This window comes from Paenibacillus sp. FSL H7-0716 (genome assembly GCF_038002705.1).
Lineage (GTDB): Bacteria > Bacillota > Bacilli > Paenibacillales > Paenibacillaceae > Paenibacillus_AQ > Paenibacillus_AQ odorifer.
Map to the genome: position 1 here is coordinate 25,368 of NZ_JBBODA010000014.1, position 18,238 is coordinate 43,605.

The following is an 18,238-nucleotide window of genomic DNA, read 5'->3' on the forward strand; positions in this document are numbered from 1 at the left end:
ACCATGAATGTAGATGCTTATGATTTTCATTTGCCGGAAGAATTGATTGCCCAGACACCTCTCGCTGATCGCAGTGCTTCTAGACTGCTTTTAGTGAATAAGGAGGATGGAGAGCTGGCTCACCGGCATTTTACCGATATTATTGATTATTTTAATCCCGGAGACACACTTGTTCTAAATGATACGAGAGTCATTCCAGCGAGATTGTTTGGAGTGAAAGAAGATACTGGTGCTAAGGCGGAAGTACTTCTCCTGAAGAATCTTGGGGATGATCGCTGGGAAGCTCTTGTAAAGCCAGGGAAAAAGCTCAAGACAGGCGCGGTGATCATCTTTAGTGATGAGCTTCGTGCCGTTATCGAGGACGAAGCTGATATGGGCGGCCGTACGCTTCGTTTCATATATCAGGGTATTTTTCAGGAGATTCTGGACAGGCTGGGAACGATGCCGTTGCCACCTTATATTAAGGAAACACTGGATGATCGTGAACGATATCAGACTGTGTATGCTCGGCATGAGGGATCGGCCGCTGCGCCTACCGCAGGGCTTCATTTTACCCAACAATTGCTGAAACAGATTGAGGCTAAGGGTGTAAAAATCGCTTATATCACCCTTCATGTAGGTCTCGGTACTTTTCGTCCGATGTCTGTAGAGAAGGTTGAAGAGCATGTTATGCATTCTGAGTATTTCGTAATGTCTCAAGAAACGGCAGATACCATAAATGCTACTAAGGCACGAGGCGGTCGTATTATTGCAGTTGGCACAACGTCTTGTAGGACACTTGAAACGGTCGGAAGACAATGTGAAGGTGGTCCGCTTGTGGAATGCAGCGGCTGGACGGATATTTTTATCTATCCAGGGTATAAGTTCAGTGTAGTAAATGCGCTAATTACCAATTTCCACCTGCCAAAGTCTACTTTGGTTATGTTGGTTAGCGCTTTGGCAGGTCGGGAACATATTCTAGCTGCTTATGAAGAAGCGATAGAGCAGAAGTACCGATTCTTTAGCTTTGGAGATGCAATGTTTATTTATTAAGGTAAGAGGATGGGTTAACTTATGGCAGCAATTACTTATGAGCACATCAAAACGTGCAAACAATCCGGAGCCAGACTTGGAAGAGTCCACACTCCACATGGTGTGATTGAGACACCAGCATTTATGCCAGTCGGCACACAAGCTACAGTAAAGACCATGAGTCCTGAAGAGCTGAAAGAGATGGATGCCCATATTATTTTGAGCAATACTTACCATCTGTTTCTAAGACCAGGCCATGATATTGTTCGTGAAGCTGGTGGACTGCACAAGTTCATGAACTGGGATCGTCCGATTCTGACAGACAGCGGCGGGTTTCAAGTATTCTCGTTAAGCGACATGCGCAAGATTACGGAAGAAGGAGTTCATTTCCGTTCTCATCTAAATGGGGATAAGAAATTCCTGTCTCCGGAAGTAGCGATGGAGGTTCAGAACTCCCTGGGTTCAGATATAATGATGGCATTTGATGAATGTCCTCCATTCCCGGCTGAATATGATTATGTAAAAAAATCACTGGAGCGCACCACGCGCTGGGCAGAACGTTGCCTGAAAAGTCATGCTCGTCCTAACGATCAGGGTCTTTTTGCTATCGTGCAAGGGGGCATGTATGAAGATCTGCGCCGTCAGAGCGCGGCTGATTTGACTTCCATGGATTTCCCGGGGTATGCTATTGGGGGGCTCAGCGTCGGAGAGTCCAAGCAGCTAATGTATGAAGTGCTGGATTATACAGTTCCCCTGCTGCCACAAGGCAAACCTCGCTATTTGATGGGCGTGGGTTCACCGGATGCGCTGCTGGAAGGATCAATCCGAGGAGTGGACATGTTCGACTGTGTCTTGCCTACTCGTATTGCCCGTAATGGAACAACGATGACCAGTCAGGGAAGACTCGTTGTACGCAACGCTAAGTATGCCCGTGATTTTGGGCCGCTTGATCCGGAGTGCAATTGCTATACATGCCGGAATTATTCCCGCGCTTATTTGCGCCATCTAATCAAAGCCGATGAAACCTTCGGACTTCGATTGACGACATACCACAATTTGCACTTCTTGTTGGATTTAATGCGTAAAGTGCGTGAAGCCATCAAAGAAGATCGGCTGCTTGATTTTCGCGATGAGTTTTTTGCCAAATACGGATTATATGATAATCTTAAAGGCTTTTAGGGTTTGATTTAAGAGTCATGCTTTAATGTACTTTGAAAGGGGGGAGAAATATGATTCAATCGTTTCAATATGCAGCTGGCGCAGGTGGTGGAGGTAGTATACTAGGCCTGGTAGGTCCCTTTGTCCTTATGTTTGTAGTATTCTACTTCTTGCTGATTCGTCCGCAACAAAAGAAGACCAAAACTCGTAACGCAATGTTGAAAGCTCTGAAAAAGGGCGATAAAATCGTTACTATTGGAGGACTTCACGGTACGATCATGGAGATTTCCGATGATATCGTGGTTCTGCGGGTCAACGATGTAACTAAGCTGACTTTTGATCGGGGTTCCATTAGTCACGCAGTGGCGACGGATGTCGAAGAGAAAGTATAGACTTGTTATTTAAGTACATAAAAAGCGGTGTCTTCTCATTGGAGAGGACACCGCTTTTTTGATCTTCAAGGTTATTTCGATTTAGCAGTTTAACTTTAACGTACATTTGTTACGCGGCTCGGAACGGTAAGCGATTCTTCACGTCCCCGCAAAGTTAATTTGGCGAGTTGAACGCCAACTGTAGAGGCTAGTACAGCTAGCAAGGTTCCACCAATCATATCTGTAAGCCAATGAATGCCCAGATAGAAGATTCCAAAGACGATTACAACTGCAGAAATGCTAGTGATGACCATCCAGCGGCGGTTCCCTGAACGGAAGGCCAGAAGTGCCATTGTAACAGATATGGACGTATGTAGACTCGGGAAGCAGTTATTGAGACCGGATAGCGGTCTATATTCCTGTTCGAATTTCGGAAATACATCCAGCATAGTAAATTTGACGCCTGCCGGCAGATAGGACCAAACCTCGTTTACCGGGAAGTAAAGATAGAATGGAATCGCCAAGGCATAGTTGATAATAATAGCATAGCAGGTGGCATATAACATCACCCGGTTTTTATCTAACAGATAGACCCCTAATGAAGCTGCTAGAACAGACTGAAGCATGAAAATGTAGAAAAAGACGATGATCGGTGTTAACCATGGACTGTAGAATATATCCTGAACGGCTTGGACAAAATGACCCTCTAGGCCAAATATAAACGGCGTATAATCAGAGGTAAGATGCATTTTTTGTTCAATTTGCAGTTCATATTTATTTATGGCTAATACGCCAAACATTCCTGCAATCAGCAACAAAAACTTATAGGATCGCAGCATCTCTTTCCCAATTTCAACCAATGCCATGAGTGGATTACGTTTAGCGCCAATCCATACTAATATCACTACTAATGCAACTGTGTACAAAACAATATGGTTCATTGATTGGTAAAACAAAGCAATCGAAGCCTCCTTGATCTCTTAATGAAGTCAGATGATCACAGTTTAACATATTTTCAAGGAATGTTTCGAATTTAATGGAATTATAATTTTAGCTTTTTTGTAAATTAACGCCAAACATTCCGCCGAGAGCGCCAATTGCTGCAGCTGCCAGAACCCATAGCAGATCCACACCAGAGGGTGCGCTGTCCAGTGCCAAAAAACCGATCAACAGAACGATAACCCCATAAAATGCGCCTGTAAGACTTCCTTGATACCAGCCTTTGCTCGTGGCTCTGCGACCGGCGGTTAGTCCTCCGAATGCTGCAGCTATGCCGTGTACAATGTACGTGTACATTGAGAGATCCTGCTCCTTCAGACTGCTGCCCCATAACAAAAGTGAGAGGACAAACGCACCCATCAGCATCCAAAGGAATGATCGACATAGGCCAGATAACACAGGATTGGCTATTCTCCATGAGAACATGCGCCGGATTAAATACATGGTACAACCTCCTAAAGTTTTTTTGAGGAAAAAGAATCAACATAGTTATTATTCATTGTATGGGATGGCTTGCCCCAATAGTACAAGAAAGGGCATTGCAGCCTTTTTACCATTAATTAATATGCCGGCTTCCGAATGTTCCCTGCACAGAGCGGTCAGAATAGGGTTACATTAATCCACCCGAGGAAACAAGTCTGCGGGTGAGAATGGAGGGGAGCGAAGCTATATGTTCCAGCATATCTCTACCCATATTTTCTTGACCGTGCTGATGTATTTCTTCATATTCCTGTGTATGCGCATCATGGGGAAGAGGGAAATAGGTAAGCTGTCTGTATTTGATTTAACGATCTCCATCATGATTGCCGAGATTGCTGTTTTTGTGCTTGAGGATATTAATCGGCCGATCTATGAAGGAGTCGTTCCGATGGCAACATTGGTGTTGATACAGGTGATTGTGGCTCAGCTCAGTCTTAAGAGCAGAAAGCTCAGACTTTTAATGGACGGCAAACCGAGCATACTCATTTCTGGCGGCAAGCTGCACCGGGGCGAAATGCGTAGGCAGAGATATAATATTGATGATCTGCTGCAGCAGTTGCGTGGACAGAACATCGCCAGTCCTGCTGACGTGGAATTTGCGATCCTGGAGCCTAGTGGACAGCTAACCGTATTCGAGAAAGAGAAGGGGAGTTCATCCTCTAACCCATCAGGCAATAGCAGTGCAGCTGCTGAGCATAAAAAGAGTGACGATAATAAAGGGAACAAGAACCGTAAGATAGAACTGCCGAAGAATAAGATCAGGTATGAAGGACTTCCAATCCCTCTGATTATGGATGGAAAGGTGCAGGATCAGAATTTAGAGATGATTGGAAAAACCAGATTTTGGTTAAGAACTCAAATTCGCCAAAAGGGAGTATCTGATTTCAAAAATGTTTTTCTATGCTCCATAGATCATAAGGGCAGAATTTATGTCGACCGTTTGGACAACAGATAACCTTTTAGAGCCTGCGTTTGATAAACGGCAGACGGTCCAAATCACGAATTGAGATAAGGCCAGCTAACAGACTGATTCCGAAATACAGGACCATTCCTATCGCAGAGGCAAATATAAATTGAATCCATTGTACATCTGCAATGGGAATGGAAGTGTATACATAATGCACGCCCGCTCCCATAACGACCATTGCACATAAGGTTTTTATGGTTTCGGTTACTCTTAAAGATAATGAAATAAGACTGACCACACTGTATCCGTGAAGCAGCGTAACCAGAATGCTGTTCACAATAATGGCTATGATGGCGCCATAAATTCCATACTCAGGTTGAGATGCCAGTATTACGATCAGAATGATTTTGACTACTGCTCCAATTAAGGTATTGATGAGTGCCCTGCCCGGTCGATCCATAGCTTGCAGCGCAGCTTGTAAGGGAGCTTGAACATAAATGAACAAGGCGAATGGAGCCATAAGCTTCAGCATAGGGGCTGTATCCGCGTTGCCATATAACAAATTGCATAGCGGGACCGCCAGGATATACATAAGAACAGCAAAAGGAGCACCTGTTACCAGCGCAAGCCGCAACGCTTGATGCATACGCTTGTGAATGGTGGGCAAGTCCTTTCTTGCGGCAGCTTCTGATATGGAAGGAACCAGAGACACAGCAAGTGAAGAGGTTAATGCCCCGGGCAGCAGCAATAAAGGAATAACCATCCCTTGTAAAGACCCGTACTGAGCTGTAGCGGCAGCAGCGGCTATACCTGCCAAGGCGAGACTGCGCACAGTAATAATAGATTCCAGCAGATACGAAAAAGAGCCGACAAGCCGACTTGCCGTAACGGGAATGGATATGCCTAGTAACCGCCGTAATATGGGGGAGTTGGCTTTCACACCTTGTGTATCAGATGAGATAACCTCCGGCTCGAGAGCGGGGTGCTCTGGAGTCGGATTTGTCTGCTTTTTATCTTTTTTAGTAATGACATAATATTGCCACAGAATCGCTAACATTCCGCCAATTTCTCCTACCGTCACACCTAACATCGCTCCAGCCGCCGCCATAGCAATACCCTTAGGAAGCAACAACCAGGAGAACCATAGCATAAAGAATATTCGCACTAAAGATTCGAAGATGGAGGAGAGCGCCGATGGAATCATGTTCTGCTTGCCTTGGAAATAACCGCGGTAGATTGCAGATACGGCGACAATCCCAATCATTGGGATCATGGCAATAAACGTATAATAAACCCGATGGTCTGTTAAGATAACATTGGAGACCCATGAGGCACTTACCAAAGCAACCAAAGTAAAGAAGATTGCAAGTCCAACACTAAGGGCAAGTCCAGTACGTAAAATCAGCCTTGATTTTTCAGGCCGATTCTCTCCTTCTGCTTCCGCAACCATCTTGGCTATCGCCAGTGGAATCCCGCCTGTAATGACAGTAACCAGCACAAGAAAAAAAGGATACGCGAGCTGATACAGACCCACACCTTCTGCTCCGATAATACGTGGTAAAGCAATCCGGGGAATAAATCCAAGCATCCGATTAATGATGCCGGCGGCTAGCAAGATTAAAGTTCCTTGTATAAAGCTCTGTTTCTTCAAAGGTCACGCCTTCTTCCCAAAATGAAATAAAACGCTGGTGAACTTGTCTATTCTTATGGATATGCTGTACCCCTATCTCGGCATGCCTTGTTTTAGTGGCATTAACTTTTTGTGACGGAAGAAGGAAAGCGAAGAACAAGAGTCGAATATCTATGGTGAGCATACGAACATGAGCGATCTTTGGAGGTGTCAACACGTGGAATCGGAACAGTGGAATCATGATCAACATAGTGAAGAAATCGAAGCCATGTGCCGCAGCAAAGCTGAAGAATTCCGGCTCCTCGGCTATGAGTATGTAACCAGCAAGGATATTTGGGATTGCATCAGCCGTAATTATGATAAGGAAGGCTTGCCTCCCCTACATAAGCTGGTAAACGACATTTATTCCTTGAAAGCCAATAGTTACATGAATTATTTGACTATTGCGGCCTATCGGGGGTTGAACTGAACAATAAACCACATATTTCTTTTTGCGAACTGCCTGATAAAGCAGTAAAGTAAGAGAATAATAACTCCACATCTCCTATTAAAACGGATGTCTTGCTGATTTAAGCAGGGGCGGCCGTTTCTTTGTGTGAGTATAGCTCTATCAATGCTGTGAATTGACGGTCATTTCGCGTGTAGCTATAATAGGAATATTGAGTTAATGAAAGGGGAACTAGCTAGAGCATGAAGAGACTAATGGGCTTTTTTATTACCGTGCTCGTTTTGACAGGCGTTATGGCATTTACTACTCCTGGACTGCTGGACAAGGTTAGACTTGGTCTTGACCTGAAAGGCGGATTTGAGATTTTGTATCATGCTGAGCCTATGGAAGCGGGAGCAGCATTGTCCCGAGCTTCTCTGCTGAAGACAGCGGAAAGCTTAGAAAAACGGGCGAATGCGCTCGGAACAAGTGAACCAGAGGTAACTACTGAAGGTACGGACCGTATCCGTTTGAAAATTGCGGGCGTAACGGATGAAGCCGAGGTTCGTAAAAAAATGAAGGAACCTGCAGTTCTGACTTTCCGTAGTGCTGCTGAAGGTGACGCTGAGGGAACTTACAGCAAAATCGAACTGGTAGGTAGTGATTTTGTTGAAGGTGCTGCAGAAGTTGGACGGGATAACCTGAATCAGCCAATCATCAGCATCAAGATTAAGGACAAGGACAAATTTGCAGAGATTACTAAACGTCTCTTAGGAAATAATCTCGCAATTTACTTGGATGAGAACAAATTATCTGACCCTACGGTACAAGCAGTACTTACCGATGGCAGTGCTTCTATTTCGGGTAACTATACAATTAAGGAAGCACGTGAACTTGCAGACACTATTAACCTAGGTGCATTGCCACTGAAGCTGACGGAGAAATATTCCCAAAGTGTGGGTGCTACCCTGGGTAAGCAATCGCTTGATCAAACGATTCGAGCAGGTCTGCTGGCTTCTGTGATTATCCTTATTTTCATGATCGGAATGTATCGTTTGCCAGGTCTTTTGGCTAGTTTTGCCTTGCTCTTGCATACATGGGCGCTAATTGCGGTCTTCGTCTTCGCAGACTTCACCTTGACGCTGCCTGGTATAGCCGCATTTATTCTGGGTATAGGTATGGCGGTCGATGCCAATATCATTACCAACGAACGGATAAGGGAAGAAATGCGCAGTGGAAAAAGTATACTGTCCTCCGTTAAAGCGGGGAATAAATCCTCTTTCCGGACAGTAATGGACTCCAATGTGACTACTATTATTGTGGCAGCAGTTATGTTTGCCTTCGGTACAGGTGCGGTCAAAGGCTTTGCATTGGTGCTGATTGTAGAAATCGTGCTGAGTATCGCCACGAATCTTTATTTCTCCCACTGGTTGCTTAGCCAGCTTGTCAAAGCGGGTAAGCTGAACAAACCGAAGAGCTTCGGTGTTAAGGAGAGTGAAATCCGTGCGCTTTAAGAAAGAGCTTGATTTCGTACATTTGAGTAAATATTTCTATATTTTCTCTATCGCATTGACAGTAGCAGGATTGATTTTCCTGGCGACATTTGGCCTGAATTACAGCGTTGACTTTAAAGCTGGATCTAATGTGGACATCTCCCTTTCCAAGAATTTGAACTTGGATCAGGTTAAGACTGCAACTAGTGCAATCGATGTCGATCATGAACCAACGATCTCGTTTGGTGATCAGCGTGTGAATATCCGCTATGACGAAGTTCTTGATGAGGCTCAAGATGAAGCCCTAAAAGCTGAAATCCTTAAGCTGGATGACAAAGCATCATTTGAAATTAATACCGTGGACACTGAAATGGCAAAAGAATTGGCACGTAATGCTATTTATGCAGTTCTGATTTCTTGTCTGGGGATTATTATTTATGTAAGTATTCGTTTTGAATGGCGTTTCGCCGTGGCATCGATTGTGGCCTTGCTCCATGATGCCTTTATCGTAGTCGCGCTCTTCTCTATCTTCCGCTTGGAAGTGGATTTGACGTTCATTGTAGCGGTGCTTACGATCATCGGTTATTCCATCAATGATACGATCGTTATCTTTGACCGGATCCGTGAGAATTTACGTTTTGGTAAACAGAAAACTTATGAAGACTTGAAACACCTTGTGAATAAAAGTGTGGCTCAAACGCTCATGCGTTCTCTCTATACCGCATTTACCGTATTTATTGCGGCGTTCTTCCTGTTATTGTTCGGAGGCGAGTCGATTAAGATGTTCTCGCTTGCGATGGTAATCGGCTTGCTCTTCGGAGCTTACTCTTCCATCTTTATTGCAAGTCCACTCTGGTTAGTGCTTAAAAAGCGTGAGAAGGTTAAAGTGAAAAGCAGCCCGAATAAAGGTTAGAAGAAATTAGCATCGAAGTTCTAAGTTCTACTTTTCTTATACGTTTAAGAAAGCCGCGTCAAATGCGACGCGGCTTTCGAAATCTTTAGGGTCATGTCATGTGTATTGAATCATCATGAGATTACTTGCTATTGGTAAGGAGGGCCTCGTATGAATAAAGAACGATCACCGCAAAGCGAGACGGTTGCTTGGACAGGGATCATTAGCGATGTTACTTTGGCAGTAGCTAAGGGGAGTTTTGGCTATATTTCAGGGAGCAAGGCATTAATGGGGGATGCTTTGTATTCCGGAGCAGATGCAGCAGCCAAACTGGCGGATATTCTTCCGTGGCGCTCTGAGCAAGGGAGAAAGAGTAAACAAAGGATCGAAGAACGACGGGGCACTAAGGAGCCGCTGCTGGCTATACTTTTTTCGGTATTTATTCTTATGGGGGGACTGCAGATCGCTTTCTCTGCAATCCGCGACTTAACAGATGGAAAATCATCTACACACGGACAGCTGGCGTTTGTAACCGTCTTAGTATCTATTGTGTTTAAAGAAGCTGTATTTCAATATCAATATCGCTACTTTAAAAAAATAGGTGATGGCAGTCACGCTGCATATGTTAATAGTCATCGTTTCAGCTTATATACATCTATCACAGTATTAGTCGGAATTTCATTATCCATGGGTGGTACCTATTGGCATCCTCTATCTTATATGGATCCTATTGCCGCACTCTTAACCGGAGTTTTAATTCTTCGTAAAGGCTATTCACTCATTGCTAGCTCTATTAACACTAAAAATGCGCAGGAGCTTCCTTCGGAGGAAGCCGCTAATTTTATTGAAACAGTGCAACGTGTTCATGGCGTCATTCGCGTAGAACATTTGAAGGCACTTGAGCAAGGGAATTATGTGAATCTTCAAGTGAAGATCAGTGTGAATCCGCGGATTACGGTGATGGAAGCACAGGATATTTCGGAATGCGCTAGGAAGCTGCTGCAGCACCGGTTTGTTCATGTCGGTGAGGTACATATGGACGTTGTTCCTTATGATCCCGGCTATCCGTACAAAAGCAATTATGAATTGCCGGATAATGATATTCCTACGTTGCTTCAGTAGTTTGCAAGGTGAGAGAAAGGTGAGTTCTATTGCTTTATTCAAAAACAAGATGGCAATCTCCGGCAGCCAATCCCGACACAGTTAGGGATATGGCCCGGAGCCTTTCTATTTCTCCACTCTTATCCTCACTATTAGTAAATAGAGGAATGAACACGCCTCATGAAGCTCTAAGCTTCATGGATGGCAGTGAGGAAGAACAGCATGATCCGTTCCTACTCAAAGGAATGGCTGAAGCGGTTCCTAGAATTAGAAAGGCTTTAAAAGAAGAAGAACATATTCTTATTTATGGCGATTATGATGCTGACGGGGTGTCCAGCACAGCACTTATGATTCATCTGCTGCGCTATTTAGGCGCTTCCTTTGATATTTATATCCCACACCGCTCTAACGAGGGTTATGGGCTGCATAATCATGCCCTGGATTGGGCTTTACAGCAAGGTGTCTCCTTAATCATTACCGTAGATACTGGCATTAGCGCGTATCATCAGGTTGCTTACGCTAATGAATTGGGGATCGATGTGATCGTTACGGATCACCATGAACCTCCTGAGCTTTTGCCAGAGGCCTATACGCTTATTAATCCCAAGCTGCCAGACTGCCCTTATCCGTTCAAGGGATTAGCGGGTGTAGGTGTGGCTTATAAGCTTGCTCAAGCTATTCTAGGGGAAGAGACTCCCACAGAATGGGCAGAGATTGCAGCGATAGGAACGGTTGCGGATTTAATGCCGCTGCTTGGCGAAAACCGTGAGATTGTTAGAAATGGCTTGGAAAGTATGCGGCATTCCAGTTTCCCGGGGATTCGTGCCTTACTCGCTGTCAGCGGTGTGAACATGAGCACTGTGAGTGCGGTCAATATCGCTTTTGGTATGGCGCCGCGCATCAATGCCAGTGGTCGCCTGGACCATGCTGGACGAGCTGTGTCTCTCCTCACTACCGAGCATGCAGCTGAGGCAGAGCAGCTAGCTGGAGAGCTTGACCTGCTTAACAAAGAACGCCAATTGGTGGTAGAAAGAATTGTTGTTGAGGCCACTGCCAAGCTGGAGCAGATGACACAGGGTGGCGAAATCCCAGACATCATTGTTCTTGCTGATCATGGCTGGAATGTAGGTGTGGTAGGTATAGTGGCTTCCAAACTGCTGGAGCGTTATTATCGGCCTGTGATCATTCTGGATATACATCCAGAGACCGGAATGTGCAAAGGTTCTGCTCGCTCCATACCTGGACTTGATATCTACGCTGCACTTTCTTCTTGTTCTGATTTAATGGATCATTTTGGAGGTCATCCAGCCGCTGCGGGAATGAGCCTGCATCGGGATGGATTAGAAGCCTTTGCTGCAGCATTAAATGAATATGCGTCCGGGGTGTTAACGCCAGAGCATTTCGTTCCTGTTGCTTCCGCTGATGCCGAGGTGTCAATCTCGGATTTATCACTGCAGACCGCGTTAGAATTGGAAAGGCTTGCACCTTTCGGAATGTCTAATCCGTTGCCGAAGTTTATTATTCGCGGGGCTACCGTGAAAGAGACACGTACAATGGGTCAAGATGGAAAACACCTGAAGATTGTATTGCAACAGGGGAAAAGCAGCATTGAAGCCTTGGCTTTTGGCAAAGGCGCTTTATCCAGGCTGCTACCGGCGGGTACTACAATCAACGTGTTAGCTGAGCTGTCGATCAATGAATGGAATGGCTCACGCAAATCACAGCTGATGTTGCAGGATTTATCTGTGCAGGACGCTCAGTTATTCGATCTTCGTGGTGCTGCTGACGCCGTACGGCAAGCCGCACATATTAGAGAACTACTTCTTCCTTATAGTGGTGCGGGACCGTATCGAGCTGCTGCAGTGTTTCAGAATGGACGTAGTACGCCTGCAAGTGAATTGATAGGAATGTCTTTATGGGTATATGATAAAGAAGCTGGCATTAGCGCCGCTGTTAAGGATGAGCCCCTTCAGGAAGCAGGGCATGTCTCTCTGTTATGCTTACTGGATATGCCGGAGACTCCTGAACAATTGGATGCGCTGCTCCAAACCTTCCCTAATGCTGATAATATTGCGTTATTGCATTCTATCAAGGATGGCCGAGAACGACTTATTACTCCCACACGGGATCATTTCAAAATACTTTATAAACTGTTGGCTTCAATCACTTCAGTTGCAACGCCTGAGAACGAAGTTTTGCTGCGGTTAAGCCGCCAGTCCTCGTTAAGTATCCGCATGCTTAACAACATGCTTGATGTGTTTGAGGAGCTTGATTTTATTAAAAGAAGTCAGGGAAGTGTGGCGTTTATTACTCAGCCAGTAGCAAAAAGTCTGACAGCATCGAGTCATTTTGTCCGACTGGGACAGATGGCGGAGATGGAGCAATACTTCATGGAGGGCAGCCTGTCAGAGTTACAGGACTGGATGTTATCGCGTCGTTTAGGCGTATCATAATCCATGCAAATAGGAACTGCTGAGCGTACCCAACGGTGTATAAAAATGCAACGCTTAAATAACAAAGCGTATGCTTACGAAGCAAGTTTTGCCGATCTGAAATCACTGTAGCTTATGCTTACAAAACTTATAGGAGATGATAAATTTGGATTTTAAAGATAGTATTCGTGTGATTCCTGATTTCCCTAAAGAAGGTATTAGTTTTAAAGATATCACCACATTGCTTAAGGACGGAGAGGCTTATCGCCAAGCAATTGACGCGTTGAAAGCTCTCGTAGCGCACTTGGAAATCGACGTTATCGCTGGACCAGAAGCACGTGGCTTCGTAGTTGGAGCACCTCTTGCTTATGCGATGGGAGTGGGTTTTGTGCCGATTCGTAAAAGCGGCAAGCTTCCATATGAGACTATAGAGGTAGGTTATGATCTTGAGTATGGCAAGGACACCCTTGCTGTTCACACAGATGCTATCAAGCCTGGTCAAAAAGTATTGATCGCTGATGATTTATTGGCTACTGGTGGAACTATTGCTACTTCGGTTAACCTTGTAGAACAGCTTGGCGGTAAAGTGGTAGGTGCTGCTTTTCTGATTGAGCTGGTTGAGCTTGCTGGGCGTAATAAGCTTTCTGGAGTTGAAGTTCTTTCCTTGGTGAATTACGAGGATTAATCTTGTAAAGTTTGTCTTTTCCCGGGAAATAAACGGGGATTCGGCTCTCGAATTATGCTGAAAAGTGCAAAGATTAGCGCGTGACGCAAAGTGTGGAAGTTAAACATTAATTGGAAAATGTAAGATAATAACAGCAGTTATCTGCCTTTTGGCGGAGAGTTGCTGTTTGTATCTGAGTCAATAAAAAAAGCTGCCCAAGTCCATAAATGGATGTTGGAGCAGCTTTTTTAAAATTCTATTTTTACAACCGATTAATGGGCAGTTTTATCACTTTCTCCGCCATCATTAGAGAGTCCAAGCACTTCAATGAGTTTGAAGAACAGTGCCAATACGATACCAACAATTGTAGCCAGCGCCATACCACTAAGTTTAACGTTGCCCATAGTAAGGGTTGTACCACTGATTCCCACAACGAGTACCAACGTAGCCATAATCATGTTCGTAGCTTTGGAAAAATCAACTTTTTGCTCAACGAAAATACGTAATCCGGAAGCCGCAATTACACCAAACAGCAACAGGGATACACCACCCATTACAGGGGTTGGAATATTAGCGATAACGGAGGAGAAAGTTCCAGAGAATGAAAGCAGAATAGCAATCACCGCTGCGCCGCCGATTACATATACCGAATATACTTTAGTCAACGCCATAACCCCGATATTTTCACCGTAGGTTGTATTTGGAGTAGAACCGATAAAACCGGAGATAATTGTAGATATCCCGTTCCCCATCAGGGAGCGGTCAAGTCCAGGATCTTTTGCCAAGTCTCTGCCGACAATATTGCTTGTTACAAGTAAATGTCCAATATGCTCAACGATAACAACTAATGATACCGGGATAATAGTGAATATTACATTCCAATCAAATGAAGGAGTAACGATGGAAGGATGCGCTAAAAATTTTGCATTAGAGATAGCAGCGGTATCCACCATTTTCAAAATATATGCTAAACCATAACCAGTGACGATACCAATAAGGATGTGAATGATTTTTGGAAAACCGCGGAAGAGTACAGCTCCAATTACAGTTACACCAAGCGTCACCATAGAAAGTGCGATTGTTTTGCCATCTGGCGTCCAGTCTGCAACTGCAACGCCTTCAGGAGCAATAAGTCCTGCCATTCGTGCGGCAACAGGTACAAGTTCTAGTCCGATCGTAGCTACGATCGCTCCCATTACTGCTGGAGGGAAAACAACATCAATCCATTTGGTTCCTGCATAACGAATGATCAATGCCACGAGCACGAATATAATACCAGTGACGATAAAAGCACCCAAAGCTAGCGAGTATCCCTTCATGTGATCATTTGGGTAACGACTGAGTACTGACAATACCGGTGCAATAAAGGCAAAGCTGGAACCAAGGTACGCAGGGATTTTACCGCGACAGATCCAAATGTACAGCAATGTACCGATACCATTCATAAGCAAAATCATTCCAGGGTCGACCCCGAACAAGTTAGGCACTAGCACTGTACTGCCAAACATGGCAAACAAATGCTGGAGACTTAATAGAAAGCCTGGGCCCCATGGAAGTTTTTCGTTAACTTGAATTTCGCGTTGCAATGGAGTTCACTCCTCTTTCTTATCTGATATTATGTTGTCCGGCGAAAATCCGCCTTTACTAGATTAAATAGAACTTGGCTTTTTTACAACAACATTTTCACAAGTGTTATTAATTTGTCCGAATTTAATTACTTTTACTTCTGGAATACCATGAGATGGCAAGTGTTGACGTAATCCTCCTTAAGCCTCATAATTATAGACAACTTTGAATAAGGGCGTAAGTAAGCTTGGACAAATGAAATGATTGGAACCTGCAGATTTTTGAACAGTTGCGGGTTCATTTTATTATAGAAAGGAATCGGATACGACGAGAATGGGCATTGAGCGATTAATTGATAAGGCTGGCGCCTATATAAAAGATAAAGATCTTCTCCGCATCCGGGAAGCTTATGAATTTGCCGATCAGGCTCATCACGGGCAGATCCGCAAGTCGGGGGAGCCATACATTCTGCATCCGCTGGCGGTGGCAGATATTGTCGTCAATATGCAAATGGATGTTATATCTATTGTTGCAGCGCTTTTGCATGATGTGGTGGAAGATACGACGGTCTCACTGGAACAAATCCGCGCTAAATTTGGCGATACCTGCGCAATGCTTGTTGACGGCTTAACGAAGCTGGAACGCATTCGCTTTCGCTCAAAGGAAGAGCAGCAGAACGAGAATTACCGCAAAATGTTTATTGCTATGGCTCAGGATATCCGGGTCATTGTCATTAAACTGGCGGACCGTCTGCATAATATGCGAACGTTAAAATACCAATCTGAAGAGAGCCAGCGCCGTATTTCTTATGAGACGTTGGAGATCTTCTGTCCTGTAGCTGACCGGCTGGGGATTTCTGCGATTAAGTGGGAGATGGAGGATATTGCGCTTCGTTACTTGAACCCGCAGCAGTATTACCGGATTGCTAATCTGGTGCATAAGAAGCGGGCTGAACGTGAGCAATTTATCGACAGCGTAATTGGCCGTATTCGTGCCAAGCTGGATGAAATGGGCATTGAAGGTGATCTCTCCGGCCGCCCGAAGCATATTTACAGTGTTTATAACAAAATGAGCACAAAAAACAAGCAGTTTAATGAAATTTATGACCTGCTGGCCATTCGTATCATTGTGGATAATATCAAGGACTGTTATGCAACCCTTGGAATTATTCATACCTTATGGAAGCCAATGCCGGGGCGTTTTAAAGATTATATAGCTATGCCAAAAGCCAATATGTACCAATCTCTGCATACTACTGTGGTAGGACCAGGCGGAGAGCCTACTGAGGTGCAAATTCGCACCTGGGAAATGCACCGCACGGCAGAATACGGGATAGCCGCACATTGGGCATACAAAGAAGGCAGCAGTAATAATGCTAATCCGGAGAATCGGATGCCTTTCTTTCGCGAAATATTGGAGCTGCAGCATGAAGCTAAGGATGCCGAAGAGTTCGTAAAATCACTGAAAATGGATTTTTTCTCAGATCTGGTGTTTGTATTTACTCCTAAAGGTGAGGTTATCGAGCTTCCTGCCGGTTCTGTGCCTCTTGACTTCGCGTTCCGCATTCATACAGAAGTGGGCAATCGTACAATTGGTTCCAAGGTGAACGGGCGGATCGTGCCGCTTGATCACAAGCTGAAGACGGGCGATATTGTTGAGATTTTGACGTCTAAGCATTCTTACGGGCCTAGCCGTGACTGGCTCAAAATTGCACAATCCTCTCACGCAAGAAGCAAAATTAAGCAATGGTTCAAAAAAGAAAAACGTGAGGAAAATGTCGAAAAAGGTCGCGAAGCAATTGAACGTGAGCTGAAGCGCCTGAATGTTGAAGTTTCTGAGTGGATTTCTGATGAAAAACTATTGGAAGCAGCGAAAAAATTCGCTTTTAATGATGTAGAGGATATGTTGTCTGCCGTTGGTTTTGGTGGGATTACCGCTTCGCAGATTGCCTCCCGTTTGACGGAGAAGCTGCGCAAGGAGCAGGAAGAAGCTGCTAATCACTTGGAGCTTACTTCAGAGATGAAGGAGATCAAGTCATCCGGCGAGAGACGAAATCAACCCACCAATGGCGTTAGTGTAAAAGGAATTGAAAACTTACTTGTTCGTTTTGCACGATGTTGCAACCCGGTTCCGGGTGACGACATTGTAGGTTATGTTACACGGGGCCGGGGCGTATCTGTACACCGCCAGGATTGTCCTAACATTCCGGGTGAAGGTGACGGAGAAGAAGCAGCTAGAGTGATTGAAGTGGAATGGGAAGGCACGATGGAAGCGAACTACAGTGTGGATATTGAGATTACAGGCCATGATCGCAATGGACTGCTCAATGAAGTACTGCAGGCTGTGTCCGAGAGCAAAACGAACATTTCAGCGGTCACTGGGCGCTCTGACAAGAATAAGATGGCAATGATTCATATGACCATCCTTATTCGTAATACGGAGCATCTGCAATCCGTTGTAGATAAAGTAAAGCGAGTCAAGGATGTATATACAGTGAATCGGATCATGCAATAAGGCAAGGAGCGAAGTAGTGCGATGAGAGTTGTAGTACAGCGTTGTAAGGACGCCAAAGTAACCGTGGATGAGACAGTGACCGGAGCGATTGGCAATGGCCTGATGCTGCTTGTCGGCGTTACCCATGAAGATACAGAGAAGGATGCCAAATATTTAGCGGATAAAATAGCTGGACTGCGTATTTTTGAAGATGATGCTGGCAAAATGAACTATAGTGTCACGGATACTAACGGAGCTATTCTTTCAGTGTCACAGTTTACCTTATACGGAGATTGCCGTAAGGGAAGACGGCCGAATTTCATGGGAGCTGCAGCTCCTGCGGAGGCCGAGCGTCTTTATGATTATTTTAATCAAGAGCTTAGAGCTGGAGGTCTTCAGGTGGAGACGGGCATATTTGGAGCGATGATGGATGTGTCGCTGACCAATTGGGGCCCGGTTACTCTCATTCTGGATAGCCGCAGCTAACGAAATAGAGGATGTCGAAGTTTGCTTCTGGCCGGAGCTAACTTTCGACATCTTTTTTTTTATGCGGATAGAGCTTCTTTGGGCTGGATAAACTAAATGCAGGCAGATATCACGCATAAGGCAGGAGT

Annotated in this window: 16 protein-coding genes; 12 read left to right on the forward strand and 4 right to left on the reverse strand. The window is 44.8% G+C overall.

Features of this window, described 5'->3' with window-relative positions; all coding sequences use genetic code 11:
* Positions 1 to 3: 3 nt before the first annotated feature.
* From queA to yajC, 3 genes are read left to right on the forward strand one after another with little or no spacing between them, the layout of a single operon-like run.
* Positions 4 to 1,032: a tRNA preQ1(34) S-adenosylmethionine ribosyltransferase-isomerase QueA gene (gene queA, locus MHH60_RS18160; protein WP_076137431.1), complete on the forward strand. Its 1,029-nt coding sequence runs from the start codon at positions 4 to 6 to the stop codon at positions 1,030 to 1,032.
* A gap of 21 nt (positions 1,033 to 1,053) precedes the next feature.
* Entirely contained in the window at positions 1,054 to 2,190 is a 1,137-nt protein-coding gene (tgt, locus tag MHH60_RS18165; RefSeq protein WP_036677666.1) for a tRNA guanosine(34) transglycosylase Tgt, read from the forward strand.
* Positions 2,191 to 2,240: 50 nt separating this feature from the next.
* The gene (gene yajC, locus MHH60_RS18170) at positions 2,241 to 2,561 is read left to right on the forward strand and encodes a preprotein translocase subunit YajC (protein ID WP_038572999.1); all 321 of its coding nucleotides are present in this window, start codon (positions 2,241 to 2,243) and stop codon (positions 2,559 to 2,561) included.
* Positions 2,562 to 2,656: 95 nt separating this feature from the next.
* Here the strand turns inward: yajC and MHH60_RS18175 are convergent, their stop codons facing one another.
* Positions 2,657 to 3,481 carry a phosphatase PAP2 family protein gene (locus MHH60_RS18175; RefSeq protein ID WP_036677662.1) on the reverse strand — a complete coding sequence of 275 codons (825 nt, stop codon included), beginning with the start codon at positions 3,479 to 3,481 and terminating at the stop codon, positions 2,657 to 2,659.
* Between the two features lie 109 nt (positions 3,482 to 3,590).
* Positions 3,591 to 3,983: a TIGR04086 family membrane protein gene (locus MHH60_RS18180; protein ID WP_038572995.1), complete on the reverse strand. Its 393-nt coding sequence runs from the start codon at positions 3,981 to 3,983 to the stop codon at positions 3,591 to 3,593.
* Between the two features lie 226 nt (positions 3,984 to 4,209).
* Between MHH60_RS18180 and MHH60_RS18185 the strand changes: the two genes are divergently transcribed.
* Entirely contained in the window at positions 4,210 to 4,974 is a 765-nt protein-coding gene (locus MHH60_RS18185; RefSeq protein ID WP_076130399.1) for a DUF421 domain-containing protein, read from the forward strand.
* Positions 4,975 to 4,978: 4 nt separating this feature from the next.
* On the opposite strand, the gene spoVB is transcribed toward MHH60_RS18185, so the two are convergent.
* The gene (gene spoVB, locus MHH60_RS18190) at positions 4,979 to 6,577 is read right to left on the reverse strand and encodes a stage V sporulation protein B (RefSeq protein ID WP_076137430.1); all 1,599 of its coding nucleotides are present in this window, start codon (positions 6,575 to 6,577) and stop codon (positions 4,979 to 4,981) included.
* Between the two features lie 196 nt (positions 6,578 to 6,773).
* On the opposite strand from spoVB, the gene MHH60_RS18195 reads away from it, so the two are divergent.
* The 6 genes from MHH60_RS18195 to MHH60_RS18220 all read left to right on the forward strand — a co-directional run bounded on the left by MHH60_RS18195 (position 6,774) and on the right by MHH60_RS18220 (position 13,586).
* Positions 6,774 to 7,025, forward strand: coding sequence for a post-transcriptional regulator (locus MHH60_RS18195; RefSeq protein ID WP_036677655.1), 252 nt, complete (start codon positions 6,774 to 6,776; stop codon positions 7,023 to 7,025).
* A 221-nt stretch (positions 7,026 to 7,246) separates the two neighbouring features.
* On the forward strand, positions 7,247 to 8,497 hold the full coding sequence (secD, locus tag MHH60_RS18200; protein ID WP_076137428.1) for a protein translocase subunit SecD: 1,251 nt from the start codon (positions 7,247 to 7,249) through the stop codon (positions 8,495 to 8,497).
* Positions 8,487 to 9,389, forward strand: a complete 903-nt coding sequence (gene secF, locus MHH60_RS18205) for a protein translocase subunit SecF (RefSeq protein ID WP_052097271.1) — start codon at positions 8,487 to 8,489, stop codon at positions 9,387 to 9,389. The genes secD and secF overlap by 11 nt, the downstream gene beginning before the upstream one ends.
* A gap of 150 nt (positions 9,390 to 9,539) precedes the next feature.
* A complete protein-coding gene (locus tag MHH60_RS18210) occupies positions 9,540 to 10,490 on the forward strand; it encodes a cation diffusion facilitator family transporter (protein WP_036677651.1) in 951 nt (316 codons plus the stop codon).
* Positions 10,491 to 10,519: 29 nt separating this feature from the next.
* Positions 10,520 to 12,922: a single-stranded-DNA-specific exonuclease RecJ gene (gene recJ / locus MHH60_RS18215; RefSeq protein WP_076137426.1), complete on the forward strand. Its 2,403-nt coding sequence runs from the start codon at positions 10,520 to 10,522 to the stop codon at positions 12,920 to 12,922.
* 145 nt (positions 12,923 to 13,067) lie between these two features.
* Positions 13,068 to 13,586, forward strand: a complete 519-nt coding sequence (locus MHH60_RS18220; RefSeq protein ID WP_036677647.1) for an adenine phosphoribosyltransferase — start codon at positions 13,068 to 13,070, stop codon at positions 13,584 to 13,586.
* 251 nt (positions 13,587 to 13,837) lie between these two features.
* Here MHH60_RS18220 and uraA read toward each other — a convergent pair whose 3' ends face one another.
* Positions 13,838 to 15,151 (reverse strand): uracil permease, encoded by a 1,314-nt coding sequence (uraA, locus tag MHH60_RS18225; protein ID WP_038572987.1) that lies wholly within the window; start codon positions 15,149 to 15,151, stop codon positions 13,838 to 13,840.
* A gap of 313 nt (positions 15,152 to 15,464) precedes the next feature.
* Between uraA and MHH60_RS18230 the strand changes: the two genes are divergently transcribed.
* Positions 15,465 to 17,645, forward strand: coding sequence for a RelA/SpoT family protein (locus tag MHH60_RS18230; RefSeq protein ID WP_036677643.1), 2,181 nt, complete (start codon positions 15,465 to 15,467; stop codon positions 17,643 to 17,645).
* 21 nt (positions 17,646 to 17,666) lie between these two features.
* Positions 17,667 to 18,110: a D-aminoacyl-tRNA deacylase gene (gene dtd, locus MHH60_RS18235; protein WP_036677641.1), complete on the forward strand. Its 444-nt coding sequence runs from the start codon at positions 17,667 to 17,669 to the stop codon at positions 18,108 to 18,110.
* Positions 18,111 to 18,238: the final 128 nt, after the last annotated feature.

What these genes read in the sequence shown, in the direction of transcription:
- MHH60_RS18230 (WP_036677643.1), top strand. Translation starts at nt 15,465, where the DNA reads ATGGGCATTGAGCGATTAATTGATAAGGCTGGCGCCTATATAAAAGAT.
- MHH60_RS18175 (WP_036677662.1), bottom strand. Translation starts at nt 3,481, where the DNA reads ATGAACCATATTGTTTTGTACACAGTTGCATTAGTAGTGATATTAGTA.
- dtd (WP_036677641.1), top strand. Translation starts at nt 17,667, where the DNA reads ATGAGAGTTGTAGTACAGCGTTGTAAGGACGCCAAAGTAACCGTGGAT.
- yajC (WP_038572999.1), top strand. Translation starts at nt 2,241, where the DNA reads ATGATTCAATCGTTTCAATATGCAGCTGGCGCAGGTGGTGGAGGTAGT.
- MHH60_RS18185 (WP_076130399.1), top strand. Translation starts at nt 4,210, where the DNA reads ATGTTCCAGCATATCTCTACCCATATTTTCTTGACCGTGCTGATGTAT.
- tgt (WP_036677666.1), top strand. Translation starts at nt 1,054, where the DNA reads ATGGCAGCAATTACTTATGAGCACATCAAAACGTGCAAACAATCCGGA.
- secD (WP_076137428.1), top strand. Translation starts at nt 7,247, where the DNA reads ATGAAGAGACTAATGGGCTTTTTTATTACCGTGCTCGTTTTGACAGGC.
- MHH60_RS18210 (WP_036677651.1), top strand. Translation starts at nt 9,540, where the DNA reads ATGAATAAAGAACGATCACCGCAAAGCGAGACGGTTGCTTGGACAGGG.
- queA (WP_076137431.1), top strand. Translation starts at nt 4, where the DNA reads ATGAATGTAGATGCTTATGATTTTCATTTGCCGGAAGAATTGATTGCC.
- MHH60_RS18180 (WP_038572995.1), bottom strand. Translation starts at nt 3,983, where the DNA reads ATGTATTTAATCCGGCGCATGTTCTCATGGAGAATAGCCAATCCTGTG.